This is a genomic window from Streptomyces sp. TP-A0356, from assembly GCF_001417775.1.
Classification (GTDB): Bacteria; Actinomycetota; Actinomycetes; order Streptomycetales; family Streptomycetaceae; genus Streptomyces.
Genome location: NZ_BBZJ01000025.1, coordinates 156,665 through 182,014 on the forward strand (window position 1 = coordinate 156,665; position 25,350 = coordinate 182,014).

The 25,350-nt window shown below is 72.3% G+C and carries 23 protein-coding genes, 1 tRNA gene, 3 pseudogenes and 1 riboswitch; of the genes and pseudogenes, 17 read left to right on the forward strand and 10 right to left on the reverse strand.

Annotated elements, in window-relative coordinates; translation table 11 throughout:
* Window positions 1-32: 32 nt before the first annotated feature.
* Window positions 33-656, forward strand: coding sequence for a helix-turn-helix domain-containing protein (locus ASC56_RS27040; RefSeq protein ID WP_055494171.1), 624 nt, complete (start codon window positions 33-35; stop codon window positions 654-656).
* A 35-nt stretch (window positions 657-691) separates the two neighbouring features.
* The gene (locus ASC56_RS27045) at window positions 692-802 is read left to right on the forward strand and encodes a DUF6126 family protein (protein WP_055494273.1); all 111 of its coding nucleotides are present in this window, start codon (window positions 692-694) and stop codon (window positions 800-802) included.
* Window positions 803-838: 36 nt separating this feature from the next.
* Here ASC56_RS27045 and ASC56_RS27050 read toward each other — a convergent pair whose 3' ends face one another.
* A complete protein-coding gene (locus tag ASC56_RS27050; RefSeq protein WP_055494172.1) occupies window positions 839-1,636 on the reverse strand; it encodes a tyrosine-protein phosphatase in 798 nt (265 codons plus the stop codon).
* A 194-nt stretch (window positions 1,637-1,830) separates the two neighbouring features.
* Here ASC56_RS27050 and ASC56_RS27055 point away from each other — a divergent pair, with 194 nt between their 5' ends.
* Both ASC56_RS27055 and ASC56_RS27060 read left to right on the forward strand, forming a co-directional pair.
* Complete coding sequence (locus tag ASC56_RS27055; RefSeq protein WP_055494173.1) at window positions 1,831-3,948, forward strand: alpha-galactosidase; 2,118 nt, start codon at window positions 1,831-1,833, stop codon at window positions 3,946-3,948.
* Window positions 3,949-4,198: 250 nt separating this feature from the next.
* Window positions 4,199-4,984, forward strand: coding sequence for an SGNH/GDSL hydrolase family protein (locus ASC56_RS27060; protein WP_055494174.1), 786 nt, complete (start codon window positions 4,199-4,201; stop codon window positions 4,982-4,984).
* An 81-nt stretch (window positions 4,985-5,065) separates the two neighbouring features.
* On the opposite strand, the gene ASC56_RS27065 is transcribed toward ASC56_RS27060, so the two are convergent.
* Complete coding sequence (locus ASC56_RS27065) at window positions 5,066-5,686, reverse strand: TetR/AcrR family transcriptional regulator (RefSeq protein ID WP_199836077.1); 621 nt, start codon at window positions 5,684-5,686, stop codon at window positions 5,066-5,068.
* 14 nt (window positions 5,687-5,700) lie between these two features.
* Window positions 5,701-6,210 (reverse strand): annotated as a pseudogene (locus tag ASC56_RS27070) (glutamate dehydrogenase); the annotation flags it as partial.
* Between the two features lie 212 nt (window positions 6,211-6,422).
* Here ASC56_RS27070 and ASC56_RS27075 point away from each other — a divergent pair.
* Window positions 6,423-7,616 (forward strand): MBL fold metallo-hydrolase, encoded by a 1,194-nt coding sequence (locus tag ASC56_RS27075; RefSeq protein WP_055494176.1) that lies wholly within the window; start codon window positions 6,423-6,425, stop codon window positions 7,614-7,616.
* An 84-nt stretch (window positions 7,617-7,700) separates the two neighbouring features.
* Here ASC56_RS27075 and ASC56_RS39990 read toward each other — a convergent pair.
* Window positions 7,701-7,853 (reverse strand): annotated as a pseudogene (locus tag ASC56_RS39990) (alcohol dehydrogenase); the annotation flags it as partial.
* 518 nt (window positions 7,854-8,371) lie between these two features.
* Between ASC56_RS39990 and ASC56_RS27080 the strand changes: the two are divergent.
* From ASC56_RS27080 to ASC56_RS27135, 12 genes are all read left to right on the forward strand, one after another.
* Window positions 8,372-10,396, forward strand: coding sequence for an ATP-binding protein (locus ASC56_RS27080; protein ID WP_055494177.1), 2,025 nt, complete (start codon window positions 8,372-8,374; stop codon window positions 10,394-10,396).
* Window positions 10,397-10,466: 70 nt separating this feature from the next.
* Window positions 10,467-10,901 carry a roadblock/LC7 domain-containing protein gene (locus ASC56_RS27085; RefSeq protein ID WP_055494178.1) on the forward strand — a complete coding sequence of 145 codons (435 nt, stop codon included), beginning with the start codon at window positions 10,467-10,469 and terminating at the stop codon, window positions 10,899-10,901.
* Window positions 10,902-10,903: 2 nt separating this feature from the next.
* Complete coding sequence (locus ASC56_RS27090) at window positions 10,904-11,281, forward strand: DUF742 domain-containing protein (protein ID WP_055494179.1); 378 nt, start codon at window positions 10,904-10,906, stop codon at window positions 11,279-11,281.
* Entirely contained in the window at window positions 11,259-11,858 is a 600-nt protein-coding gene (locus tag ASC56_RS27095) for an ATP/GTP-binding protein (RefSeq protein WP_055494180.1), read from the forward strand. The genes ASC56_RS27090 and ASC56_RS27095 overlap by 23 nt, the downstream gene beginning before the upstream one ends.
* Window positions 11,855-12,418 (forward strand): GAF domain-containing protein, encoded by a 564-nt coding sequence (locus tag ASC56_RS27100; protein WP_055494181.1) that lies wholly within the window; start codon window positions 11,855-11,857, stop codon window positions 12,416-12,418. The genes ASC56_RS27095 and ASC56_RS27100 overlap by 4 nt, the downstream gene beginning before the upstream one ends.
* 143 nt (window positions 12,419-12,561) lie before the next feature.
* Window positions 12,562-13,590 carry an L-threonine 3-dehydrogenase gene (tdh, locus tag ASC56_RS27105; RefSeq protein WP_055494182.1) on the forward strand — a complete coding sequence of 343 codons (1,029 nt, stop codon included), beginning with the start codon at window positions 12,562-12,564 and terminating at the stop codon, window positions 13,588-13,590.
* Between the two features lie 73 nt (window positions 13,591-13,663).
* Window positions 13,664-14,857, forward strand: a complete 1,194-nt coding sequence (locus ASC56_RS27110; RefSeq protein ID WP_055494183.1) for a glycine C-acetyltransferase — start codon at window positions 13,664-13,666, stop codon at window positions 14,855-14,857.
* Between the two features lie 30 nt (window positions 14,858-14,887).
* Window positions 14,888-15,793 (forward strand): LysR family transcriptional regulator, encoded by a 906-nt coding sequence (locus tag ASC56_RS27115; protein WP_055494184.1) that lies wholly within the window; start codon window positions 14,888-14,890, stop codon window positions 15,791-15,793.
* Between the two features lie 92 nt (window positions 15,794-15,885).
* Complete coding sequence (locus ASC56_RS27120; RefSeq protein ID WP_055494185.1) at window positions 15,886-16,458, forward strand: helix-turn-helix domain-containing protein; 573 nt, start codon at window positions 15,886-15,888, stop codon at window positions 16,456-16,458.
* Window positions 16,455-16,985: a GNAT family N-acetyltransferase gene (locus ASC56_RS27125; protein ID WP_055494186.1), complete on the forward strand. Its 531-nt coding sequence runs from the start codon at window positions 16,455-16,457 to the stop codon at window positions 16,983-16,985. Before ASC56_RS27120 ends, ASC56_RS27125 begins: the two co-directional genes overlap by 4 nt.
* 41 nt (window positions 16,986-17,026) lie before the next feature.
* The gene (locus tag ASC56_RS27130; RefSeq protein WP_055494187.1) at window positions 17,027-17,386 is read left to right on the forward strand and encodes an MmcQ/YjbR family DNA-binding protein; all 360 of its coding nucleotides are present in this window, start codon (window positions 17,027-17,029) and stop codon (window positions 17,384-17,386) included.
* 106 nt (window positions 17,387-17,492) lie between these two features.
* Window positions 17,493-17,566 (forward strand) — tRNA-Pro (locus ASC56_RS27135).
* 160 nt (window positions 17,567-17,726) lie between these two features.
* Here ASC56_RS27135 and ASC56_RS27140 read toward each other — a convergent pair.
* The 6 genes and pseudogenes from ASC56_RS27140 to ASC56_RS27165 form a co-directional block, all read right to left on the reverse strand.
* The gene (locus ASC56_RS27140; RefSeq protein WP_055494188.1) at window positions 17,727-18,410 is read right to left on the reverse strand and encodes a DUF1345 domain-containing protein; all 684 of its coding nucleotides are present in this window, start codon (window positions 18,408-18,410) and stop codon (window positions 17,727-17,729) included.
* A gap of 144 nt (window positions 18,411-18,554) precedes the next feature.
* Window positions 18,555-19,994: an NADP-dependent phosphogluconate dehydrogenase gene (gndA, locus tag ASC56_RS27145; RefSeq protein WP_055494189.1), complete on the reverse strand. Its 1,440-nt coding sequence runs from the start codon at window positions 19,992-19,994 to the stop codon at window positions 18,555-18,557.
* Window positions 19,995-20,172: 178 nt separating this feature from the next.
* The gene (locus ASC56_RS27150) at window positions 20,173-21,429 is read right to left on the reverse strand and encodes an arsenic transporter (RefSeq protein WP_199836080.1); all 1,257 of its coding nucleotides are present in this window, start codon (window positions 21,427-21,429) and stop codon (window positions 20,173-20,175) included.
* 170 nt (window positions 21,430-21,599) lie between these two features.
* Window positions 21,600-22,397: a bifunctional hydroxymethylpyrimidine kinase/phosphomethylpyrimidine kinase gene (gene thiD, locus ASC56_RS27155; RefSeq protein WP_055494191.1), complete on the reverse strand. Its 798-nt coding sequence runs from the start codon at window positions 22,395-22,397 to the stop codon at window positions 21,600-21,602.
* The gene (locus tag ASC56_RS27160) at window positions 22,394-23,788 is read right to left on the reverse strand and encodes a cytosine permease (protein WP_055494192.1); all 1,395 of its coding nucleotides are present in this window, start codon (window positions 23,786-23,788) and stop codon (window positions 22,394-22,396) included. The genes thiD and ASC56_RS27160 overlap by 4 nt, the downstream gene beginning before the upstream one ends.
* Window positions 23,780-23,874, reverse strand: a riboswitch (TPP riboswitch). It overlaps the preceding gene by 9 nt.
* A gap of 91 nt (window positions 23,875-23,965) precedes the next feature.
* Window positions 23,966-25,297: pseudogene (locus ASC56_RS27165) on the reverse strand (jacalin-like lectin).
* Window positions 25,298-25,350: the final 53 nt, after the last annotated feature.

Genomic DNA, 25,350 nt, shown 5'->3' on the forward strand with positions numbered 1-25,350 from the left:
CCTCAAAGGCAAGCCTGCGGCTCAATGGAGTCATGAGCTCTCCCGAGACCGGGACCGAGACCGGACCGGCCGAGAACCTGCCCGCCGTCGCACCGCAGCTGCGAGCCCTGCGGCGGCGCGCCTCGCTCACCCTGGAGGTGGCGGCCCGTGCCGCGGGGCTCTCGCCCGCGCACCTCTCCCGGCTGGAGACCGGGCAGCGTCAGCCCTCGCTGCCGATGCTGCTCGCGCTCGCCCGTATCTACGGTACGACGGTGTCCGAACTGCTCGGCGAGACCGTCGCCGACCGGGACGCGGTGGTGCGCGCCGCCGACATGGAGCCGACCCGGGCGGGCGGCTGGACGTACTGGCAGGCCGGTGCGCCGGGCCGCGGGATGCAGGCCCTGCGCGTCCATGTGCCGTACGGCGCCCAGGGCGACATCGTGCGCGTCCACCCCGGCGAGGAATGGCTGTATGTGCTGAAGGGACGGCTGCGGTTGCGCCTCGGTGACACCACCCAGGTGCTGGAGCCGGGGGACAGCGCGCACTTCGACTCGCTGACCCCGCACCGCCTCGCGGCCGCCGATCACAACGGGACCGAGCTGCTCTTCGTCCACACCCTGCTGCAGAGCCCGACCGCGACGCTCTGCCTCGGACCCACCCCTGGAGAAACGCCATGACCGAACATCCGGACACCCAGCCCCAGCGCAGGTCGATGGAGGAGAAGTTCCCCCGCGGCCTGTGGGTCCGCCTGATCATCTACATCGCGGTCGGCCACCTCTTCGCCGGCTTCATCTACCTGCTGTTCGAGCTGGGCGCGAAGTAGCGGCGGCACGGTCCGCAGGCCGCGAGCGGTTCCGGCTCAGTCCACCAGCCGCTCGCGCAGCCGCTCCCGTGCTGCCGGAGTGATCCCGAGACCCCGCTCCAGATATGCGTCGACGCCGCCCCAGGTCTCCTCGACCGTCTCGATCGCCGCCGCCAGATACTCCGCGCGCGCCTCGAACAGGGGACTGAGGAGCTCCATCACCTCGGGCGAGTACGCGTCCGCCGACGAACCGTTGCGGTGCACCTTGTACCGGCGGTGCTTGGCGTTCGACTCCAGGTAGTCCGCGACGATCGCCTCGCGCTCCACCCCGAGGGCCAGCAGCGTCACCGCGATCGACAGGCCCGCGCGGTCCTTGCCCGCCGCGCAGTGCATCAGCGCGGGCACGCTGTCCTCGGCCAGCGCGTGCAGCACCTGGGAGTGCTCGGTCGTGCGCTCCTTGACGATGGAGCGGTACGACATGATCATCCGGTTGGCGGCCCTGCCGTCGGCGAGGATCGTGCGCAGCTGCTCGAGATCGCCGTCGCGGACCATCTTCCAGAACTCGGCGCCGTCGGCCGGGTCGGTCAGCGGCAGGTTGACGTTGCGCACGCCCGGCAGCTCGACGTCCGGACCCTCCAGCTTCTTGTCCGCCGCGTTGCGGAAGTCGAAGATCGTGTGCAGGCCGAGGGAGGCGAGGAACGCCGCGTCCCCCTCCGTCGCGTGCGCGAGATGACCGCTGCGGAAGAGCACTCCGTGCCGCACCCGCCGTCCGTCCACGGTCGGCAGCCCGCCCACGTCACGGAAGTTGCGCACGCCGGTCAGCTCGGGCTCTATCGACGGGACCTGCTGCGTCACGAGGGCTCCTCCCATCCGTCCGCCGGCGCTGCTCGCCGACGGGCCGGGCATTGACGATACGACATCGGTTCATCAGGCAATCATCGAAGACCGCACGCAGCGCTGAACCTGGGGGGGAAGACGTTGCCCCCGAGGCACCCCACCCCCGATGATGTTGGTGCCTGATCGCACCTGTTCGGATCCGTGGGGGCTTGATGTTGGAGATCGGCGAGGACGGACGTACCTGGCTGCTGTCGGGGCCCACGAGCAGTTACGCCCTGCGTGTCACCGAGGGCGGCGAGCTGCTGCATCTGCACTGGGGCCCGCGCATCGACCTCGCCGACGCCGAGGCCCTCGCCGCCCTGCCGGCACCCCGGTACCGGCCCTTCGAGTCCCCGCTCGACGGCCATGAGGAGTACCCGGTCGAGGGCGGCCCCCGCTTCGTACGCCCCGCCCTGTCCGTGCGCACCGAGGAGCGCCGCGGCACCGAATGGGCCTTCGCGGGGTACGAGACGGACGACACCGACGACACCGACGACACCGACGACACCGATGACGCCGACGACGAGCACCTGCGGCTGCGGTTCACCGACGCCGGGCTCCTGATCACCCTCCACTACCGGATGCGTGGCGATGTCGTCGAGCGCTGGGTGACCCTCGCCAACGAGGGCCCGGCCACCGTCGAGCTCCTCCGCGCCGACTCGGCGACCTGGACCCTGCCCGAGCGCGAGGGCTGGCGGCTGTCGCAGCTGCACGGCCGCTGGGCCGCCGAGTCCCGGCTCGTACGGTCGGCCTTGACGTACGGGGAGAAGATCATCGGCAGTCGGCGCGGCCACACCGGGCACCAGCATCTGCCGTGGGTCGCCCTCGACACGGACGCGACGGAGGAGCGCGGCGAGGTCTACGGCTGCGCGCTCGCCTGGTCGGGCTCCTGGCGGATCGCGGTGGCACAGCTCCCCGACGCCCGCGTCCAGATCACCGGTGGGGCCGGATACGACGACTCCGGCCTGCTGCGCCTGGCGGCGGGGGAGACCTTCACCAGCCCCGTCTTCGCCGGGCTGTGGAGCGACGGCGGTTTCGGCGGTGCGAGCCGCGCCTGGCACGCCTACCAGCGGGCGTACGTCATCCCGGACGCGGACCGGGACCGGCCCGTGCTGTACAACTCGTGGGAGGCCACCGAGTTCGACATCTCGGAGGAACAGCAGGCGGCGCTCGCGCGGCGGGCGGCGGCGATCGGTGTCGAGCTGTTCGTGGTCGACGACGGCTGGTTCGGCGCTCGGACGAGCGACCGGGCCGGCCTCGGCGACTGGCGGCCCAACCCCGACCGGTTCCCCTCGGGCCTCAAGCCGCTCGCCGACTACGTCCACTCACTCGGGATGCGGTTCGGCATCTGGGTGGAGCCCGAGATGGTCAATCCGGACAGCGACCTGTATCGCGCGCACCCCGACTGGGTGCAGTACCAGTCAGGGCGGAGGCGGACGGAGTTCCGCAATCAGCTCGTGCTCAACCTCGCGCGCGAGGACGTCCAGGAGTACCTCTGGGAGCAGCTCGACGCACTGCTCTCCAGTGCCCCGATCGACTATGTGAAGTGGGACTTCAACCGCTGCTTCACCGACGCCGGCTGGCCCGGCGAGCCCTATCCGCAGAGGATGTGGGTCGACCATGTCCGCGCGCTGTACACCCTGTTGGACCGCCTGCGGGCCGCGCACCCCGATGTCGCCTTCGAGTCCTGCTCGGGCGGCGGCGGCCGGATCGACCTCGGCGTCATGAGCCGTACGGACCAGGTGTGGACGTCCGACAACACCGATCCGCTCGACCGGCTCGCCATCCAGCACGGCTTCAGCCAGATCCATCCGGCCCGGGTCATGGCCGCCTGGGTGACCGACAGCCCGAACACCCAACTCAACGGGCGGGCCAGCTCGCTGCGGTTCCGGTTCGTGAGCGCCATGGCCGGGGTGCTCGGCGTCGGCGGCGACCTCGCGGAGTGGACCGAGGGGGAGCTGGCCGAGGCCCGGGACTGGGTCGGTCTCTACAAGGAGATCCGCCCCGTCGTCCAGCGCGGCGATCTGTACCGGCTGCGGCCCCCCACGGGCGGACTGAGCGCGGTCCAGTACGTCCTCGGCGACGAGACGGTCGTCCTCGCCTGGCTCCAGGCGCAGCACCACGGAGAGCCGGTCGCTCCGCTGCGGTTGCGCGGCCTCGACCCGGCGGCGACGTATGAATGGCGTGAAACAGGCGAAGTGCACCGGGGTGCGCTGCTGTTGCATCACGGGCTGCGGACCGGGCTGCGCGGTGACTTCGACGCGACGGTCATCCGGCTACGACGTGTCTGAGAGCTCCGACCGCAGCGGCGGGCGCCCGGACCTGCAACGGTGAAGGCCGGGGACCGGACTTCCGGGATGGCCGGGTTCCGGGTCCGGCGGCTCCCAACACCCCTGTTCGGAGGGATATTCCAGAACACCCCAGATTCGGCGAGTGGTCTATCTCACCGCCCGTCAACCCCTTCCTACGGTCGCGTAGCTCACATCCCAAGGGGAATCATGGGCCGATGTGGCACACGATTCGAAGAATGACAGCAGATCAGTGATCGGGTCGTACGTGGCGGTGGGGGACAGCTTCACCGAGGGCGTCGGCGACCCCGGCCCCGATGGGCGGTTCGTCGGCTGGGCCGACCGGTTCGCGGTGCTCCTCGCCGACCGGCGTCCCGAGGGCGACTTCAACTACACGAACCTCGCCGTGCGCGGCAGACTGCTCGACCAGATCGTCGCGGACCAGGTCCCCAAGGCCATCGAACTCGGCCCGGACCTGGTCTCGTTCTCCGCGGGCGGCAACGACATCATCCGGCCCGGCACCGACCCCGACGAGGTCGCCGAGCGCTTCGAGCGCGCCGTCGCCGACCTCACCTCCGCTGTCGGCACCGTCATGGTGACCACCGGCTTCGACACCCGTGGCGTACCCGTGCTCAGGCATCTGCGCGGCAAGATCGCCACCTACAACGGGCACGTCCGGGCGATCGCCGACCGGCACGGCTGCCCGGTCCTGGACCTGTGGTCGCTGAAGACCATCCAGGACCGGCGCGCCTGGGACGACGACCGTCTCCACCTCTCGCCCGAGGGGCACACCCGGGTGGCTCTGCGGGCCGGCCAGGTGCTCGGCATCGAGGTGCCGGCCGATCCGGACCAGCCATGGCCGCCGCTGCCGCCGCGCGGCACGCTCGAAGTGCGGCGCGATGACATCCACTGGGCCCGCGAGCACCTGGTCCCGTGGATCGGGCGCCGGTTGCGCGGCGAGTCCTCCGGCGACCGTGTCGTGGCGAAGGGCACCCTGTCACCGGACGACATCAAGATGCGGATCACCCAGGCGGTCTGACCGGTCCGCCCGTGGAGACCGGCCCATCGAGTGCGGCCCGGGCGGTGCGCCCGGGCCCCCGGTGTCCGGGCGCGTGGGCGGTCAGCCCCTCGTCGTGGTCAACGCCTCGCGTTCCAGGCCGAGTTCGCGCGCGAGTGTCTCGTCGACCCATTCCTGCGCACGCGCCCGTGACACCGTGCCCTCGTACGCCGTCATCTGTACGGCGAGTCCGTCGAGCAGCGCGGTCAGCCGCAGCGCGGTCCCCGCGGGGTCGGGGCAGCGGAACTCGCCCGCGGCCACTCCCTCCGCGACGACCTCGGTGATCGCGGCCTTCCACTGCCGGTCGAGGTCCCGGGTGACCTCCCGCAGCGCGGGCTCGCGCAGCGCCGACGCCCAGCCCTCGATCCACAGCCGCCAGCCCTTGGCCTGCCCGGTCGGCGCGTACCAGCGCACCGCGGCCCGCAGCCGGCGCAGCGCCGACGTACGACGGCCGAGCAGCTTGCGCAGATGCGCCAGATCGTCCTCGGCGGCGTAGGCGAACGCCTCCGCGACCAGCTTCTCCTTGGTCGAGAAGTGGTACAGCACCAGCGCGTTGCTCACCCCGAGTGCCGACGCCACGTCGGCGATCCGCACCGCCGCCACGCCCCGCGCCTCGATCTGCCCGACGGCGGCCCGCAGCAGTTCCTCACGTCGCTGGGCCACGCTCAACCGCACCCTCGTCACGCGGCAACCCTACGTCACCGGTACCAGCCGTACCGCTCCGCGATCGCGGGCAGTCCGTCGGCCACGAGCGCGTGCGCGGCGGCCCGCGCACTCCTACCGTCGGCCTCCGCCCGGTCCAGCACGCGGCCGACCAGGGCCCGCATCGCGCGCCGCGTGTGCGTGAGCGCCTCCTCCGCGTCCGCTCGTACGTCGCCGAACAGCGTCCACCACCAGGCCTTCGTCCCGGAGTTGACCACCACGTCCGGCAGCACGGTCACCCCGCGAGCGGCGAGGAGTTCCTCCGCCGCGGGCCGCGCGGGCATGTCGGCCGCCTCGACGATCCATCGAGCGCCGATCCGCCCCTGGTTGCCGGTGTCGACGGCGTACGAGACCGCCGCCGGCACCAGCACCTCGGCCTCGGCCGACAGCCGGGCAGCGCCCGGCAGTTCGCGGTCGGCGGGGCGCCGCGCGGAGCGGTCCACCGTCCCGTACACGTCACGCGCGGCGAGCAGCGACTCGACATCGAGCCCATCGGCGTTGACCAGACACGGGCCAGGCGGCACCTCCGGTCGTCGAACCGGTGCGGGCGCTCCGAGCGGGCGCCCTCGACCGGTACGACGGACCGGCGCCCCGGGGGATGTGACATCCGGGCCCCGCATCGCGCCGTGTGCCGGGACATCGCGCTGTGACACAGCCGACCCGGCGCTGTCGGAGGGCCGACCATAATGGGAGGCCCGCACCATTCACTGGAGGTCCCGTGACCGGTTTCCGTTCCCTGCGCTCCGGGCTCCGCGCGCTGCAGCCCGCCGCCTTCGGCGCGGACCCGAGTGGCGAGCGCTTGGCGCGCATCCGCAGATCGCCGCACTTCGCGGACGGTGCCTTCGTGAACCCCGAGGGCACCAGGACCCGCCCGTCGGGCGGGTCCGCGCTGGAGCTGGCGAAGGTCTTCTTCCGTAAGGAGGCCCGGGTCCGCCGCGCCCCGGCCGGCACGGTGCCGGTGCACCCGACGACGTACGCCGACCTGGCCAAGCCTCCGGTGAGCGGGCTGCGGCTGACCTGGATGGGGCACTCCAGCGTGCTCGCCGAGATCGACGGACACCGGGTGCTGTTCGATCCGGTGTGGGGCGAGCGCTGCTCCCCCTTCGACTTCGTCGGCCCCAAGCGGCTGCACCCGGTGCCCCTGCCGGCGGCCGCGCTCGGCCCGGTCGACGTCGTGGTGATCTCCCACGACCACTACGACCACCTCGACCTGCCCACCATCAAGGCCCTGGCCGGCACGGACACCGTGTTCGCGATACCGCTCGGAGTCGGCGCCCACCTGGAACACTGGGGTGTCCCCTCGGACCGGCTGCGCGAGCTGGACTGGCACGAGTCCACGAAGGTCGGCGGCATCACCCTGACCGCGACACCCGCCCGCCACTTCTGCGGCCGCGGCCTGCGCAACGGACAGCACACGCTGTGGGCGTCGTGGTCCGTGGCCGGCGACGAGCACCGGATCTACCACAGCGGCGACACCGGCTACTTCGAGGGCTTCAAGGGCATCGGCGCGGAACACGGCCCCTTCGATGCCACGATGATCCAGATCGGTGCCTACTCGGAGTTCTGGCCGGACATCCACATGACTCCCGAGGAAGGCACGCGTGCCCACCTCGACCTGCAGGGCGGGCAGCCGCACGGCGTGCTGCTGCCGATCCACTGGGCCACCTTCAACCTTGCCCCGCATCCCTGGGCGGAGCCCGGTGAGTGGACGAAGGACGCCGCCGAGGAGGCCGGCCAGGCGGTGGCGCTTCCCCGGCCCGGGGAGCCTTTCGAACCTTCCGGGGAGATCCCCGTGGATCCCTGGTGGCGAGCGGTGTCCGCGCCCATCGCACACCCGTGGCGCCGCCCGGAGGCGCGACCGGAGAGCGTACCGCCCGCCCGGCGCGATCTGGACCTCGCGGGCGAGCGCTGATGCCGCGCCGGGCGCCGGTGGTGCCGCAGCGGCTGAGGTCGTCGGGGGCCCGCCCGCCCGGGGGACCGTTCGAGGGCGGGTCAGTCAGCGCATGGTGAGCACCATCCGGAAGCGGGCGGCGCCCGAGAGCATCCTCTGACAGGCCTCGGCGGCACGGTCCAGCGGCATGGTCTCGACCATCGGGCGGATCCCGTGCAGGGCGCCGAACGCCATGATGTCCTGCACATCCTGCGCCGTGCAATCCGTACATGGCCGGGGCCCGGCTCGGGCACCTCACGCTCGGCGATCTCGAACGGCCCGCCGCGCACCGAGGCGTCGCCGTCGACACTGCGGGTGACCCTTCCGGAGGGGGTGCCGCGGGCCCGGGGGGCCGCAGATGGTCCCCGCCGGCCGATCCGCGGTTGATGTCCCGGCGGCGGCGAGGCCCGAGGAGGGGAGTACTCCCCGGCCCTCGCCCTCCGCTCGCGACCGCTTCTGACCAGCTCCGACCGGTTGGATGGCGGTCGGGAACGTATTCCTGGGACGGTTATCGGTCTGTCGTACGAGGCGTCACACCAGGGCGGGAAGCTCTCCGTAGGACTTCGTCAACAGCCCACCGCACCTGCCTCAATGGCGACTACTCTGAGTGGCGGTCGAGTGACGCAGAGCCGAATTCTTCGGTTCTCGTGCCCGGCGCCGCGATGGCGCATGCCCGAGTCGCGTCGCAGACCCGCGGGAGCCCCCACGCCCCTGACGCCCCCAGTACGAGGACACCGATGTCTCACCTTCGCGCACCGGCCGCCCGCGCTGACCGCCGTGAGGGCGGACGGCACGGGAGACCGGTCGCCCGCCCCCTCCCCTCACCGCCCGAGACCTCCCTACGGCCCCAGCTGCTGCGCCTGGCGGTCCTGCCGCCCCTCGCGGTCGCCCTCGGCGCCTGCGCCGCCGTGCTCTTCACCGTCCGCTCCACCGGCGCCCGCCCCAGCCTCGTGCTCTGGGCCGTGCTCGCGGGCGCCCTGGGAGTGACCCTCGTCGGCATCGTGATGGCCGCCGTGGCCGCCGAGCGCGCCGCCCGATCCGTGAGCGAACGGCTCGACGCGCTGCGCCACATCAGCGCCCGCGGCGAGGCCGACCTGCGCGACCTCGTGGCGTCGTTGCGTCGCGGCGAGGAGCCGCCCGCGCGCAGACCGCGCGGCAGACCCGCCGCGGACGCCGACGACTTCGAGCTGCTCGCCGCCGAGCTGTCGCGTGCCCAGGACGGCGCCGTCGCTGCGGTCGTCCAGGCCGCGCAGCTCTCCGGCCACGCCGACAGCGAGCAGAAGCTGGAGGTGTTCGTCGACCTCGCCCGGCGCCTTCAGTCGCTCGTGCATCGGGAGATCTCCATCCTCGACGAGCTGGAGAACGAGATCGAGGACCCCGACCTGCTCAAGGGCCTCTTCCACGTCGACCACCTCGCCACCCGCATCCGGCGCCATGCGGAGAACCTCGCCGTGCTGGGCGGCGCCGTCTCACGCCGCCAGTGGAGCAACCCGGTGCCCATGACCGAGGTGCTGCGCTCCGCGATCGCCGAGGTCGAGCAGTACGCGCGGGTCAGGCTCGTGCTGCCGATCGACGGCACCCTGCGTGGGCACGCCGTCGCCGACGTCATCCACCTGCTGGCCGAACTCGTCGAGAACGCCACGGTGTTCTCGGCGCCGCACACCCCGGTACTGGTGCGCGCGTGCCTCGTCACCTCGGGGCTCGCCGTCGAGGTCGAGGACCGCGGACTCGGCATGCCTCCCACCGAGCAGAACAAGGTGAACGCACTGCTCGACGACCCGGACCAGGTCAACGTCGCCGGTCTGTTGGCGGACGGCCGCATCGGCCTGTTCGTGGTCTCCCAGCTCGCCCGTCGGCACGGCATCCCCGTTCGGCTGGGGACCAACATCTACGGCGGTGTCCAGGCGGTGCTCGTGGTGCCGCGGGGGCTCCTCGGGCCGGCGCCCGGCACGGCCGACACCATGACGCCGGTGGTGCCGCAGGGGACGGACGGGAGCAGCGGGCCGCTTGGCACGTCCGGCACAGCCGGCTTGCCGGGAGCGGCCCTTGGCGGCACCCACGCCCAGGCCCGGATGCCGGGGGCCACCCGGCCCCGCGACGCGTCACCCGCCGCGTCCGGGCACCCCGTGCCTCCCGGGCCGGGCCTGCCGCAGCGCGACCGGATCCCGGCCGACCACGTCCGGTCCCCGCTGCCCGTGCGCGACGCCGACACCCCACGGCCCAACCCGGCCCAGGCCCTGCCCGGTGTCCGCCCCGGTGACCGGCCCCCCGTCACCGACAACGCGGGCAGGGCACCGGCACCGCTGGGCGGTCCCGTGCGCGGCACGATGGGCAAGCCCCAACTGCCCCGCCGTCGCGCCCAGGAGCACATCGCACCCCAGCTCCGCGGCGGCCGCACCCCGTCCGTCCGCCGGGACACCGACCAGCACGTCGGCCATGACCCGGGCCTGATGGCCGCGTTCCAGCGGGGAATCCGTCTCGCCGAGACACAGCAGCAGATGCAGCACGAGACGCAGCAGGAGACGCGGCAGCGGTCGGGGTCCGGCCACTCCGAAGGAGTTCCCCACCCGGGGGCCGTCACGCCCTGCCCGGACCTGCCCCTCGCCGCCCCGCTCCCCGACACGGCGCCCACCGGTGACGCATCGGCGCCCTCCCTCGGCGTACCGCCCATGGACCCGGCGCGCATAGCGGGGGCACGCGCCCCGTACGCGGCAGACCACGACCTGACCGCCCGTCAGGACGGGAGTGCGCCGGACGGATGACCGCCCCCGGATGACCACCCCCGCCCCACTCGCTCCCGCAGACCTGCGTACCCCAAGGAGTCGATCCACCATGGCGAGCGAAGCGCCGACCTCCCATGTCTCCGATCTGGACTGGCTGATGAGCGGCCTTCTGCAGCGTGTCCCCCACGCCAGCAGCGCGGTCCTCCTCTCCTGCGACGGACTGGTGAAGTCCGTCCACGGCCTCGACCCGGACAGCGCCGACCACATGGCCGCCCTGGCCTCCGGCCTCTACTCGCTCGGCCGCAGCGCGGGCGTCCGCTTCGGGGACGGCGGCGATGTCCGGCAGGTCGTCGTCGAACTCGACTCCACACTCCTGTTCGTCACCACCGCCGGCTCCGGCACCTGCCTCGCCGTCCTCGCCGGCCGCGACGCCGATGCCGCGGTCCTCGGCTATGAGATGGCGATGCTCGTCAAGAGCGTGCGGCCGTATCTGGAGACCGCGCCCCGCCGGCCGGCCGTCCATCCCACGGCGATGCGGCCTTGAGCGTGACCGCGGCCGACGACGGCCCCTGGCTCGACGACGCGGCCGGACGGCTGGTGCGTCCCTACACGGTCAGCAACGGCCGGACCCGGCCGACCACCGCGCTCGATCTCCCGTCACAGGTGATGGCCACCGGCGCCACGCCCCTCGGCTGCCTCGGCCCCGAGCACGCCCAGGCGCTGGACCTGTGCCGCGCGCCCGTCCCGGTCGCCGAGGTCGCCGCCCATCTGAAGCTGCCGGCGGCGGTGACGGTGACCAAGGTGCTGCTGTCCGACCTCGTCGACTGCGGGGCGCTCACCACCAAGCTCCCCGCGTTCCACCACACCCCCACTGACCGGTCGCTTCTGGAGGCAGTGCTCGATGGACTACGACGACAGCTCTGATCCCTTCCCCGCCGCATTGAAGATCCTGGTGGCGGGAGGGTTCGGAGTGGGCAAGACGACCTTCGTGGGCGCGGTGAGCGAGATCGCGCCGCTGAGTACGGAGGAGCTGCTCACCACGGTCGGAGCCGCGACCGACAGCCTCGAAGGGATCGAGAACAAGGTCGAGACGACCGTGGCGATGGACTTCGGCCGCATCACCCTCGACGCGCAGCACGTGCTGTATCTGTTCGGCACCCCCGGTCAGGAACGCTTCTGGTTCATGTGGGACGAGCTGTCCGAAGGCGCGCTCGGCGCAGTGATCCTCGCCGACACCCGCCGTCTGGAGGACTGCTTCGCCGCCGTCGACTTCTTCGAACAGCGCGGCCTCCGGTTCGTCGTCGCGATCAACGAGTTCGACGGCTCCCACCGCTACGACCCCGAGGAGGTGCGCGCCGCCCTCGACCTGGCTCCGGAGGTCCCCGTCGTGCGCTGTGACGCCCGGATCTCCAGCTCCGGCGTGCAGACGCTCCTCACACTCGTACGCCACCTCATCGCACATGCGCAGGCACCCGCTCCGGGCCCGGGGGCCCGCACATGACCCGGAGCCGACTGCTGCTGACTCCCGAGGACCGGGACGCCCCCGCGCGCGTCGGCAGGCTGCGACTGCTCGGCCTCGGGGAGCGCGCGGAACCGGAGTTCGACGCCTTCGCCACCCGACTCGCGGGGCTCGCCTCGGTGCCGTACGCGATGGTCAACTTCATCGACGAGCAACGGCAGTTCTTCGCGGGACTCCACGAGCCCGGCGACCACCCGCGCACCGCCGTGGGCCGCCCGGACGGCCCTGACCGCGAACCGGTCCGCCACCTGGGCCGTGAGTACGGCTTCTGCCCGCACGTGGTCGTCCGGCGCAAGGCGCTCGTCCTGGAGGACGTCCGCGACTATCCGCGGTTCGCCGGGAATCCCGTCGTCGACGAACTCGGCATCCGCTCCTACCTGGGCGCCCCGCTCGTGGACCGCACGGGCATCGCCCTCGGCACGGTCTGCGCCGCCGATGTGCAGCCGCGCGCCTGGGGCCGGGAGGGCCTGGAGACCATCAAGGCGCTGGCCGCGGAGCTGGCCGAGCGGATCGAGCGCAGAGAGCCGGGACTGCGGGCGTGAAGGACAGCTGCGAGCGCGCTTAAGAAATCCTCGATGGACCAGGGGTGCGCGATACGGCAGATTTCTGAGGGACTTCACACCCCTCTTCCCCGGTACGGGCTCCTTCGGCATGCCCCCGGGTCTCATCCACAGGAGCCGTCGCATTGAAGGCGCTGGTCAAAGAGAAGGCGGAACCGGGGCTTCGGCTCACGGACGTCCCGGAGCCGGAGGTCGGCCCCGGTGACGTACTGATCAAGGTCCTCAGGACCGGGATCTGCGGCACGGACCTGCACATCCGGGCCTGGGACGGCTGGGCCCAGCAGGCCATCCGCACGCCGCTGGTGGTCGGGCACGAGTTCGTCGGCGAGGTAGTGGCGACCGGCCGGGATGTCACGGACATCGAGGCCGGTGACCGGGTCAGCGGCGAGGGCCACCTGGTGTGCGGGAAGTGCCGCAACTGTCTGGCCGGGCGCCGCCATCTGTGCCGGGCGACGGTCGGGCTCGGCGTAGGGCGCGACGGGGCCTTCGCCGAGTACGTGGCGCTTCCCGCGTCGAACGTGTGGGTGCACCGCGTCCCGGTCGACCTCGACGTCGCCGCGATCTTCGACCCGTTCGGCAACGCGGTGCACACGGCCCTGTCCTTCCCACTGGTCGGCGAGGACGTCCTGATCACCGGTGCCGGACCGATCGGACTCATGGCCGCCGCCGTGGTCCGGCACGCCGGCGCCCGCAACGTCGTCATCACCGACGTCAGCGAGGAACGCCTCGAACTCGCCCGCAAGATCGGGGTGAGCCTCGCGCTCAACGTCGCCGAGGCCACCATCGCCGACGGACAGCGCCGACTCGGTCTGCGCGAGGGCTTCGACATCGGCCTGGAGATGTCCGGCCGCCCCGAGGCGATGCGCGACATGATCGCCAACATGACGCACGGTGGCCGGATCGCCATGCTCGGTCTGCCGTCCCAGGAGTTCCCCGTGGACTGGGCCCGGATCGTCACCTCCATGATCACCGTCAAGGGCATCTACGGCCGCGAGATGTTCGAGACCTGGTACGCCATGTCGGTCCTGCTGGAGGGCGGGCTCGACCTCGCGCCCGTGATCACCGGCCGGTACGACTACCGCGACCACGAGGCGGCCTTCGCGGACGCGGCGAGCGGCAAGGGCGGCAAGGTCCTCCTGGACTGGACCGCTTGATCTTCGGCCGGGTTCGCCTCCGGGGCGCGCCCCTTCGACCCACTCGCCCATCGCATCCCCAAGGAGCTTCCCTGTGTTCGACTCCGTGCGCGACGACCTCCGCGCCACCCTCGACGAGATCCGTGCCGCCGGGCTGCACAAGCCCGAGCGGGTGATCGGCAGCCCGCAGTCCGCGACCGTGCGCGTCACCGCGGGCGGCCGCCCCGGCGAGGTGCTCAACTTCTGCGCCAACAACTATCTCGGCCTCGCCGACCACCCCGAGGTGCTCGCCGCCGCCCACGAGGCCCTGGACCGCTGGGGCTACGGCATGGCGTCCGTGCGCTTCATCTGCGGTACGCAGGAGGTGCACAAGGAGCTGGAGTCGCGGCTGTCCGCGTTCCTCGGGCAGGAGGACACGATCCTGTACTCCTCCTGCTTCGACGCCAACGGCGGAGTCTTCGAGACCCTCCTCGGCCCCGAGGACGCCGTCATCTCCGACGCCCTCAACCACGCCTCGATCATCGACGGCATCCGCCTGTCCAAGGGCCGCCGCTTCCGCTACGCCAACCGCGATCTCGTCGATCTGGAGCGGCAGTTGAAGGAGGCCGCGGGCGCTCGCCGCAAGCTGATCGTCACCGACGGCGTCTTCTCCATGGACGGGTACGTGGCCCCGCTGCGCGAGATCTGCGACCTCGCCGACCGCCACGGCGCCATGGTCATGGTCGACGACTCGCACGCCGTCGGCTTCGTCGGCCCCGGTGGCCGCGGCACCCCCGAGCTGCACGGCGTCATGGACCGCGTCGACATCATCACCGGCACCCTCGGCAAGGCACTCGGCGGCGCCTCGGGCGGTTACGTCGCCGCGCGCGCCGAGATCGTGGCCCTGCTGCGTCAGCGCTCGCGGCCGTATCTCTTCTCGAACACGCTGGCCCCGGTGATCGCGGCGGCCTCCCTCAAGGTGCTCGACCTGCTGGAGTCTGCGGGCGACCTGCGCGAGAGGCTGGCGGCGAACACCGCTCTGTTCCGGCGCCGTATGACCGAGGAGGGCTTCGACGTCCTGCCCGGCGACCACGCCATCGCCCCGGTCATGATCGGTGACGCGGCGAAGGCGGGCCGCATGGCCGAGCTGCTGCTGGAGCGCGGCGTCTATGTCATCGGCTTCTCCTACCCGGTGGTTCCGCAGGGGCAGGCCCGGATCCGCGTCCAGCTGTCCGCGGCGCACTCGACGGAGGACGTGAACCGCGCGGTGGACGCGTTCGTGGCGGCGCGGGCGGAACTGGACGCCTGACCGCCCGGGCATATTGCGATAATCGTCCGCATGATCGAAGCGCGGCGGCTCCACATCCTCCGTGCGGTGGCCGACCACCGCACCGTGACGGCCGCTGCCGCCGCGCTCTATCTCACCCCCTCCGCGGTGTCCCAGCAGCTCACCGCGTTGGAACAGGAGACCGGCCACCGGCTCGTCGAGCGCGGCGCCAAGGGCGTACGGCTGACCCCGGCCGGCGAGATCCTGCTCAGCCACACCAACGCGGTCCTCGCCCAACTGGAGCGGGCCGAGGCCGAGCTGGCGGCGTACGGCGCCGGTTCCGGGGGCACGGTGACGCTCGCCTCCTTCGCCACCGGCATCGGGCAGGTCGTCGCCCCCGCGCTGTCCCGGCTGGCGCGCACCGCGCCCGGCATCCGGATGCGGGTGCGGGACGCCGAGGGCGACGCCAGCCTGCCGATGGTCCTCGACCGGCAGGTCGACGTGGCGGTCGCCGTCGAGTACCGGGGCGCGCCCGGGGCGGACGACCCCCGGCTCACCCACATCCCGCTGTACGCCGAGCCCTTCGACGCGGTCGTGCCGGTCACCCACCGGCTGGCCGACGCGGCCGAGGTCCCGCTCGCCGAGCTGGCCAAGGACCCGTGGATCGGCCCCTACCCCGGCAACCCGTGCCATGACGTGGTCGTCCTGGCCTGCGAGCACGCTGGATTCCATCCCGCTCTCGAACACTCCTCGGACGACTTCCGCGCGGTCGTCGCGCTCGCCTCGGCCGACGCGGGTGTGGCCCTGGTGCCGCGCTCCGCCCTGGGCGGCATGGATCTCACGGGCGTGGTCGTGCGCCCGGTGGACGGGGCCGCCCCCACCCGCCGGGTGTTCGCGGCCGTGCGCCGTGGCGCGGAGGAGCACCCGCTGATACGCCCCGTGCTGGACGCGCTGGCGGAGGCGGCCGCGGTGAACTGACGGGCACCGCGTCTCAGGCGCCTGGATCCGCACCGGTTGGGTTCGGGCCGGACTCCACCTGCCTGTCCCGGATATGGGATAGAGTCCCGAATATGGGAAGCGATGTGACGGATCCCGTCGACGTCCGTCTCGCCGCGCGGCTGGCCGAGCTGCGGGCAGAGCGCGGCTGGTCCCTGGGGGACCTGGCGGAGCGCAGCGGGGTGAGCCGGTCGACCCTGTCCCGGGCCGAGCGGGCCGAGATCAGTCCCACGGCCTCGATGCTGAACCGGCTGTGCGGTGTCTATGGCCGCACGATGTCCCAGCTGCTGAGCGAGGTCGAGGCCGAGCCCGCCCAGGTCGTGCGCGCCGCCGACCAGACGGTGTGGGAGGACGCGGCCTCCGGCTTCGTACGCCGGTCGGTGTCCCCTCCGCACCCCGGGCTGCGCGGCGAACTCGTCGAGGGGCGGCTCGCCGCGGGCGCCGACATCGCCTACGACCGGCCGCCCGTACCCGGACTCGAACAGCACATCTGGGTCCTCGACGGCGCGCTGGAGGTGACCGCACGGGACGTCGAGCACCGGCTCGCCGCCGGGGACTGCCTGCGGCTGCGAGTGTGGGGGCCGACGCGGTTCCGGTGCCCGGGACGCGGGGACGCGCGGTACGCACTGGCGGTGGTGCTCCCATGACCGGGATCGTCCGGCTGAGCGGGCGCGAGGTGCTGGTGCGGGCAGAGGAGCTGGCCGACCTGCTGACCGACACGGTGCACGGCGGAGCCTCCATCGGCTTCCTCGCGCCGCTCGACCGGGCGCAGGCCCTGGCCTGGTGGCAGGAGCGTGCGGCCGCGGTCGACGCGGGCCGTCTCGCGGTGTGGGCGGCGCGGGCCGGCGACCGCGTCACAGGCACGGTGAGCCTCGCCTTCCCCGACAAGCCGAACAGCCGCCACCGCGCCGAACTGGTCAAGCTCATGGTCCACCGCGACGCCCGCGGCCAGGGCCTGGGGCGGGTACTGCTGACGACCGCCGAACGCGCGGCCGCCGAGGCCGGCATCACCCTGCTGCACCTGGACACCGAGAGCGGCAGCCCGGCCGAGTCCCTCTACGCCTCCGCGGGCTGGACGCGGGCCGGTGCGATACCCGACTACGCGGCGACACCCTGGGGAGAGCTGCGCCCGACCACGCTCTTCTACAAGCGGGTGGGGGCTCCCGCCGGCTGAGCGACCGTCGACTGTCGGTGGAGTTGGCTACGGTGCCACACATGCCCGACGCCGAAGACGTACGCCGTATCGCCCTGTCCCTGCCGGACACGGCGGAGAAGATCGCCTGGAGCATGCCCACGTTCCGGGTCGCGGGGAAGATGTTCGCCACGCTGCCCGAGGACGAGACGTCCATGGCGGTGCGCTGCCCCAAGGAGGAGCGCGACGAACTGGTCCTGGCCGAGCCCGGGAAGTTCTGGGTCGCCGACCACGAGGCCCAGTTCGCCTGGATCCGGGTGCGCCTCGCGGCCCTGGAGGACGAGGCCGAGCTGCACGACATCCTGGCCGACTCCTGGCGCCAGGCGGCCCCGGCCCGGCTCCTCGACCACTTCCCGGAACTGGGCCCCCCGGCGAGCGGCTGACGACGCGGGGATGAACGGCGCAGCAACGGGTGCGCGACCACCGCCTTCGGTGCGGTATTGTTTCTGTGCACGTTCGGTCCGGGGAAACCCCAGGTCAGACGGGCAACGGGACGTGGCGCAGCTTGGTAGCGCACTTGACTGGGGGTCAAGGGGTCGCAGGTTCAAATCCTGTCGTCCCGACTTGCGAGATCGCAGGTCGGAGGCCGTTTCCGTGGTCAACGGAAGCGGCCTTCGCCGTTCCTGGCGTCGTTCCCTTCGTGGTTCTCTCCACCGTCGTTCTCTCCATCGTCGTTCTCTCCGTCGTTCCTCTCGTCGTACCCGAGTCCCCTCCGTGCCGGAGTCAGCGCATGATGTTCACGGCGCGCGCCACGACCAGCACCACCGTGACGATGGAGACGGCCGACTGCATGAGCATCAACAGCTTGGCCCACCGTGACATGGGCATCGTGTCGGTGGGGCTGAAGGCGGTCGCGTTCGTGTAGGAGACGTACAGATAGTCGACGAAGGCCGGCTCCCAGTCCCCGCTGGCCAACTCCTCCGTCTGCATCTGGGGGAAGAGGAAGTCGGGATGGGCGCGGTGCGCGTGCGCCCGCGCGACGGGGCCGCCGCGATCGAACTCCCAGTACCACAGCGCGAAGACCACGATGTTGGTGCCCCAGATGCCGGCTGCGGCAAGGAGCAGCGGGCCCGCCGAGTTCCCCTCGCGCCCTGCGAGCAGCGCGTTGATGAGCTGGACCAGCGACCACGCGTTGGCCAGGCTGGCGACCGCCACGAGGGTCAGGGACAGGGAGCGGAGCACGACGGAGTCACGGTTGATCCTGCCCGGGTTGCTCAGCAGCAGCACCGCCAGGAAGGTGCCCTCCACGGCGGGCAGCAGCCAGTGAGGGTGGATGGTCAGCTGTCTGGGCTCCGCCAGCTGCGCGGCGATGGTGAGCACGATGACCGTGGCGACCTGCCAGCGGTGCTCACCGTCGGTCGGCCGCCGCCATGCGGGAACCCTGGCCTTCTGTGGCGAGTCAGTCATGGGGGTAAGTCTTTCGCGCCACCGCTCCGAGCCGGGCTCCAGGCCCCCAGTCGACGGCGTCACCTGCTCCCACCTGCTGTGTCGCCTTCGGCGGCAGCACCCCCGAGCGCCGGGCCCCCGCGGACGGCAGCCCGGCAGCCGGGCTCAGACCTCCGTCTCGGTACGGTCGGCCTCGCCCCAGAGCGTGTGGAAGCTGCCGTCGCGGTCGACGCGCCGGTAGGTGTGGGCGCCGAAGTAGTCGCGCTGACCCTGGGTGAGCGCGGCCGGCAGACGGTCGGCGCGCAGGGAGTCGTAGTACGAGAGCGCGGCGGAGAACGCGGGCACCGGCACGCCCCTGCGGGCCGCCGTGGCGACCGCCTCGCGCCACGGCACCTGCGCGTCCGCGATCTCCGCTGCGAAGCCCTCGTCGGACAGCAGGCTGACCAGGCCGGGATCGGTGGCGTAGGCGGCGCGGATGCGGTCGAGGAAGGCCGCGCGGATGATGCATCCGCCGCGCCAGATCTTCGCGACCGCGCCGAGGTCGATCTTCCAGCCGAACTCGTCGGCGGCGTCGAGGATCATCTTCCAGCCCTGGTCGTAGGCGATCACCTTCGACGCGTACAGGGCCTGCTCGACCTGCGCGGTGAAGCGCTCGGCCTCGTACGGGGTCAGGTCCCGGCCGATGCCGCCGGGCAGTCCCCGGTAGGCGCCGCGCAGCGCGGCCTGACCCGAGGCGGCACGGGCGAAGGTGGCCTGGGCGATGGCGGTCACCGGCGAGCCCAGCTCCAGCGCGGTCTGCACGGTCCAGCGCCCGGTGCCCTTCTGCCCGGCGGCGTCGGCGACGACGTCCACGAACGGCTTGCCCGTCGCCGCGTCCACATGGGACAGCACCTCCGCCGTGATCTCGATCAGATACGAGTCCAGGCGGCCCTTGTTCCACGTCCGGAAGATCTCGGCGATCGCGGCGGGGGAGAGCCCGGCCACCTGGCGCAGCAGGTCGTACGCCTCACCGATCAGCTGCATGTCGGCGTACTCGATGCCGTTGTGGACCATCTTCACGAAGTGCCCGGCGCCGTCCGTGCCGATGTGCGTGGTGCACGGCTCGCCGTCCACCTTCGCGCTGATCTTCTCGAACATCGGACCGAGCGAGGCATACGACTCCGGGGATCCGCCGGGCATGACGCTCGGCCCGTGCAGTGCGCCCTCCTCGCCGCCGGAGACACCCGCGCCGACGAAGTGGAGGCCGCGCTCACGCAGTGAACGCTCACGGCGCCGGGTGTCGGCGAAGTGCGCGTTGCCACCGTCGATGATCATGTCGCCGGGCTCCAGGAGCGGAGCGAACTCCTCGATCACCGCGTCGGTCGCCGCGCCCGCCTGCACCATGATCATCAGGCGTCGGGGACGCTCCAGTGCCGCCACGAACTCCTCGGCCGTCCCGGCGGCCACGAACGTTCCCTCGTGCCCGAACTCCTCGACGAGCGCCTTGGTTCTGGTCGGAGTGCGGTTGTGCACGGCGACGGTGTACCCGTTCCGCGCGAAGTTGCGGGCCAGGTTGCGGCCCATCACCGCGAGCCCGGTGACGCCGATCTGCGCGGTCGCCTGCATGCTGTGCTCCTTGGGTCCGGATCCGCCGCTCCCGCGTGTCGGCGGGCGGAGCGGATGTCGCTCGGTGCGGCTCGTGCCGCTGTACCGACCAAGTACGGACGGCGGCCCGGGAGTTGCTCAGCGCGTTCGGGTTCCGCGTCGTCCGGGACGTTGCCGGTCCCCGGACGATCCGGGCGGCTCAGGCGCCGATGAGGTGCAGGGAGGCCCACAGCGCCACCACCGCGCCCGCCAGCGCGGTGGGCACGGCGATCGCCCCGAGCCGGGTGAACTCCCCGAGATCGACGCCGTGGTCGTGCTGGTGGACGATGCGCCGCCACAGCAGCGTGGCCAGGGACCCGGCGTAGGTGAGATTGGGGCCGATGTTCACACCGAGCAGGACGGCGAGCACCGCGCCGGGGCCGGACGGCGCGGTCAGCGGCAGCAGGACCAGGACCGCGGGCAGGTTGTTGATCAGGTTCGCCAGCAGGGCGGCCAGCGCCGCGATCCCCAGCAGGGCGGGCAGTCCGGTCCCGCCCGGGATCACCCGGCCGAGGGCGCCCGCGAGTCCGTTGTCGACCACCGCGCGCACCACGATGCCCAGCGCCAGCACGAACGCCAGGAAGGACGGCGCCGCCGCGCGCACCACCGTGACGGGAGTGGCCCGGCGCCGCACGAGCGCGCGGACGGCCAGGACCAGCGCTCCGGCCAGCGCCGACCACACCGGTTCGATGCCGAGCGCGGAGGCGACCACGAACCCGGCGAGCGTGCAGGCCACCGTCACCAGCGCGAACAGCGGGAGCCGCGGTGGCTCGCCCCGGTCCTCGGCCGTCGCTCCGGCGGCCAGATCGCGGCGGAAGAACCGTCGGAAGACGACGTACTCGGCGGCGACGGCCACCAGCCACGGCAGGGTCATCAGGGCGGCGAAGCGGGTGAAGCTCAGCCCCGCCGCGCCGAAGGCGAGCAGGTTGGTGAGGTTGGAGACCGGCAGCAGCAGCGAGGCCGTGTTCGACAGATGGGTGCACGCGTACAGATGCGGCCTGGGGCGGGCGCCCATGCGCGCCGCCGTGGCGAACACCACGGGCGTCAGCAGCACGACGGTGGCGTCCAGACTGAGCACGGCGGTGATCGCCGAGGCGAGCGCGAACACGGCGGTCAGCAGCCGCGTCGGGCGGCCCGCCGCCCAGCGCGCCATCCAGGCGCCGCACGCCCGGAACAGTCCCTCGACGTCGCAGAAGTGGGCCAGCACCAGGATGGCCGCCAGGAATCCGACCACGGGGCCCAGACGCTCGGCCTCGGCTCGCGCGTGGTCCAGCGAGATGGCCCCGGTGGCGAGCGCGACCCCGGCGGCCGGAACCGCCACGGCGGCCTCCGGGAGCCCGAACGGACGTACTACCGCCCCGGCCAGCACGGCCACGAGCAAGGCGATGGAGAGGGCCTCGGCGAGCGGGGTGTTCAGAGCTCGGTCCTTCCGGAACGGAATCGGTGGTGCCCCTCCATCAGATCAGACCGGTTCCTGACCCCTCGAATCGAGGCGCGGGAACGGGGACAGGGCATCGGCTACCGGCACCGGCACCGGGAGCAGGCAGCCGGCACCCCGTGGTCCACCGGCCGAGCCACCGGCCGCCGTCACTCGCGCGCACGCAGCGGCCACCCGTGGTCCACCGGCCCGATGCCGGCCCCCAGGGCGAAGCCCGCCGCGATCGCCGCTGTGACGTACTCCTTGGCCCCCCGTACCGCCTGCGGCACCGAGAGGCCCTGCGCGAGCCCGACCGCCACGGCAGAGGCGAGGGTGCAGCCCGTGCCGTGGGTGTGGCGGTTGTCGTGGCGCGGTGCGCGCAGCCAGTGCTCCTCGCGGCCGTCGGTGAGCAGGTCCACGGCCTCACCCGGCAGGTGTCCGCCCTTCACGAGCACCCACCGCGGCCCGTACGACAGCAGCTTCGCGGCCGCACGGCGCATGCCCGGCTCGTCGATCACCGTGAGTCCGGTCAGCTCCGCGACCTCGTCCAGGTTCGGCGTGGTCACCGTGGCGAGCGGCAGCAGCCGGGTTCGTACGGCGTCCAGCGCGTCGTCGGCGAGCAGCCGGTCCCCGTGCTTGGAGACGCTCACCGGGTCCACCACGACCGGCGCCCCGACGTCCGCGAGCAGTTCGGCGACCGCCGTGACCAGCGCGGGCGAGGCGAGCATCCCCGTCTTGACCGCCTGGACGCCGATGTCGTCGACGACGCTGCGGTACTGGGCGCGCACCGCCTCCACGGGCAGTTCCCACGCGCCCTGCACACCGAGGGAGTTCTGCGCCGTGACCGCGGTGACGACGCTCATCCCGTGGGCGCCGAGCGCGAGCATGGTCTTGAGATCGGCCTGGATGCCCGCGCCACCGCCGGAGTCGGACCCGGCGATCGTCAGGACACGCGGTGGCGCGGTCATGCGCGGCCCTCCTCTCGGACGCGCAGCGGAGCGTACACGGCGAGCGCCACCAGGAACGCCACGTAGTACGAGACGTCGGCGCCGTGCAGCGCACGGGCGACGGGACCCACGTACAGGCCGGTGTCCATGAACGGCACCGCCGCGGCGAACGCGCCGGTGAACGCCACCAGCGGGGGCCAGACGGACCGCGGGCGGGCGCTCTCGGCCGCGAGATCGATCACGCGGCCGCGCCGCGCGCGCCAGTCGACGACCACGATCGCCACGAACCCGGGGATCCAGTAGCCCACGAACAACAGCACGTTCTGGAAGCGGGCGGTGGTGTCGGCCGCGTGCATCCACAGCACCAGCGGGAAGCCGAGCACCGCGGCGAGCGCGGCGGCAGCCGGACGCGGCATGCGCGCACCCGCTGTCTGCAGCGCCAGGGAGCCGCTGTAGTCGTTCATCGCGTTGCTGCACAGCGCCGCCAGCGCCACTGCCAGCAGCCCGAAGGCGCCCGCCGCGCCCGAGCCCAGCAGGGTCTCGACCCCGGCGGCCGTCTGGTCGGTGAGCACCGACGCTCCCCACAGCCCGAGCACCTGTACGGCCACGAAGGACACCACGAGGCCGAGCAGCGCGTACCAGAACATCCGGGAGCGGGAGGTGCCGCTCGGCAGATAGCGGCTGAAGTCACTGGCGTACGGGGCCCACGACAGGGCCAGGCTCAGCGCGATGGTGCTGGTCAGTACGAACGCGCCCGCCCGGTCGGCGCCGTGCGCGCTGCCCGTGGCGGCGGGGTGGACGCTGCCCGCCATCCGCAGGGCGATCAGCGTGAAGGCGGCCGCGAGTACGAAGGTCATGACGATCTGCAGCCGGTGGATCGCCTCGTATCCGAGGACCCCGAGGGCTCCCTGCGCCACCATCATCACCAGGACGCCCAGCCAGAACGGCCAGCCGCACAGCCGCGCCAGCGCGTCCCCGCCGAACAGTCCGATCAGCGCGTCCCACGCGACCGACGACAGCCACTGCAGCGCAGCGGGCAGCACGACCGCACGCCCGAACGTGAGGCGGGCGAGCGGCAGTTGGCCCGCGCCGGTGCGGCTTCCCCAGGTGCTCAGACAGGCCGTGGGCAGCGCGCCCAGCACCGTGCCCAGGACGACGGCGGCCAGCGCGGTGCCGAAGTCGAGCCCGAGCGTGATGCCGATGGTCCCGGTGAACACACCGGTCATGGTCAGGTTCGGGGCGAACCACACGGTGAACAGCCGGCCCGCGCCGCCGTAGCGGTTGCTCTCGGGGACCGGTTCGATGCCGTGTCCCTCGACCCTGAGGTCACCGGGAGCGGTGGGCATCCGTCCGTCGAAGACGGTTCCCCCGCCGTCGGCGGGCAGCCCGCCGGAAACATGCGCCCATGGCATGAAAGACATCCCTCCGCCAGTACGAACTGGTTCAGGTTCGACGGGTGTGATCTCAGCCCGCAGATGGGGCACCCCGTGTCCGGTACGGCCGCCAGAGTAACCCGAACCACGGGCGCGGCCCTGCGCAAGGGCCGCCGCCGGATCCGGCGGCGGCCCGTCCCACGGCGTCGTGGCGCCTCAGCGCCGGGTGTAGACGAACCCGGTCTTGTCGACCTCGTCGCCGGAGCGCCCGTGGAATCCGGCGATCTGCCAGCCGGAGGGTGCCGTGCGGGTCACGCGGTCGGACGTCGTGGTGCCGCCCGCCAGGCTGTTGCCGAGGTTGGTGGTGAACTTCGCGTAGAAGATCCTCGTGTGGCCGCCGTACTGGCCCCCACAGAGCTGCGCGCTGGTCACGTACTCCCCGCTGTCCAGGGTCAGTGAGGAGGCCGTGCCGCCGGTGCCGCCGTGGGCGAGCGTGGTGCCGTTGCCCAGCGTCAGGCCGATCCGGTCGACACGGCCGCCGCTGCGCAGCGAGACGGCGGTGGCGCGGGGGCCCGCGGGGACGCTGTCGATGTCGTCGTAGTAGTCGCCGTGCGGCCCGCCGAACTGGTCGCTGAGATGGAAGACGGAGTTGCGCGACCAGCTGAACGACGCGCTGAGGGGGTCGTGGTCGGAGAGCATCAGCCCGTCGGAGGTGAGGAACGTGGCGTGCTCGTCGTCGTACGAGGTGGCGGCGAGCGAGACGAGCGTGCTGCCCCGGTAGAGGATCTTGTCGACGACCTCGCAGGTGTTGGTGATCGCGTTCTCGTCGCAGACCAGGGCGTCGCTGCCCTTGGCGGGCGGGGTGCCGCCGCGTACGAGCCGCACCCAGGCGTCGGTGAGGCCGTTGGCCGCGGCGAACTCGGCGATCGTGTCGCCGGACCGGGTGTAGCGGGTGTTGGTGTCGCCCATGACGACGACGGCGTTGCCCACGGAGTGGGTCTTGATGAAGTCCGTCAGCTGGCTCAGGTCGTCCGCGCGCGAGGCCAGATCGCCGTCGTTGGTACCGGCGTTGGTGTGCAGGTCGTAGAAGTCGACGTAGACGCCTTCGGCGAGCCGCTCCCGCATGAACGTGAAGCCCTTGGGGGTGAGGCAGTCGCCGGAGTCCTACTGGCACGAGTTCCAGCGCACGCGCTCGAAGTCGTCGGCGTCGTACGGGATGTTCGACAGCGTGTTGAGGCCGCTGCCGACGCCGGCACCGCCGCTGGTCGGTGTGCGGTAGGGGTGCGAGTCCGCGGCGTACAGGTAGGAGTGGTAGTTGAAGTCCTCCTGGACGTGGACGATGTCGTACGGGCCGAGCCGCCCGCCGATCGTCGTCGTGCTCGACTGCCGGGGGGTCGGGGCGCTGGAGATGCCCTCGGGCAGGCCGGCGACGTTGTAGGTGAGCACCTTGAACGTGCCCGAGTCGGCCGCCGCGGCGGTGGGTGCGGCGGCCGTGAGTCCGCCGAACGCGGCGGCCGCCGCCGCGAGAGTGGCGAGGAGTCTGCGCATGGGGGACGGCTCCTGGAGTGAGGGGTGGGAGGAGTGCGTGTTGCGCGCATGCC

What these genes read in the sequence shown, in the direction of transcription:
- ASC56_RS27040 (WP_055494171.1), top strand. Translation starts at nt 33, where the DNA reads ATGAGCTCTCCCGAGACCGGGACCGAGACCGGACCGGCCGAGAACCTG.
- ASC56_RS27045 (WP_055494273.1), top strand. Translation starts at nt 692, where the DNA reads ATGGAGGAGAAGTTCCCCCGCGGCCTGTGGGTCCGCCTGATCATCTAC.
- ASC56_RS27055 (WP_055494173.1), top strand. Translation starts at nt 1,831, where the DNA reads ATGTTGGAGATCGGCGAGGACGGACGTACCTGGCTGCTGTCGGGGCCC.
- ASC56_RS27080 (WP_055494177.1), top strand. Translation starts at nt 8,372, where the DNA reads ATGTCTCACCTTCGCGCACCGGCCGCCCGCGCTGACCGCCGTGAGGGC.
- ASC56_RS27085 (WP_055494178.1), top strand. Translation starts at nt 10,467, where the DNA reads ATGGCGAGCGAAGCGCCGACCTCCCATGTCTCCGATCTGGACTGGCTG.
- ASC56_RS27095 (WP_055494180.1), top strand. Translation starts at nt 11,259, where the DNA reads ATGGACTACGACGACAGCTCTGATCCCTTCCCCGCCGCATTGAAGATC.
- ASC56_RS27100 (WP_055494181.1), top strand. Translation starts at nt 11,855, where the DNA reads ATGACCCGGAGCCGACTGCTGCTGACTCCCGAGGACCGGGACGCCCCC.
- ASC56_RS27115 (WP_055494184.1), top strand. Translation starts at nt 14,888, where the DNA reads ATGATCGAAGCGCGGCGGCTCCACATCCTCCGTGCGGTGGCCGACCAC.
- ASC56_RS27120 (WP_055494185.1), top strand. Translation starts at nt 15,886, where the DNA reads ATGGGAAGCGATGTGACGGATCCCGTCGACGTCCGTCTCGCCGCGCGG.
- ASC56_RS27125 (WP_055494186.1), top strand. Translation starts at nt 16,455, where the DNA reads ATGACCGGGATCGTCCGGCTGAGCGGGCGCGAGGTGCTGGTGCGGGCA.
- ASC56_RS27130 (WP_055494187.1), top strand. Translation starts at nt 17,027, where the DNA reads ATGCCCGACGCCGAAGACGTACGCCGTATCGCCCTGTCCCTGCCGGAC.
- ASC56_RS27140 (WP_055494188.1), bottom strand. Translation starts at nt 18,410, where the DNA reads ATGACTGACTCGCCACAGAAGGCCAGGGTTCCCGCATGGCGGCGGCCG.
- gndA (WP_055494189.1), bottom strand. Translation starts at nt 19,994, where the DNA reads ATGCAGGCGACCGCGCAGATCGGCGTCACCGGGCTCGCGGTGATGGGC.
- thiD (WP_055494191.1), bottom strand. Translation starts at nt 22,397, where the DNA reads ATGACCGCGCCACCGCGTGTCCTGACGATCGCCGGGTCCGACTCCGGC.
- ASC56_RS27160 (WP_055494192.1), bottom strand. Translation starts at nt 23,788, where the DNA reads ATGCCATGGGCGCATGTTTCCGGCGGGCTGCCCGCCGACGGCGGGGGA.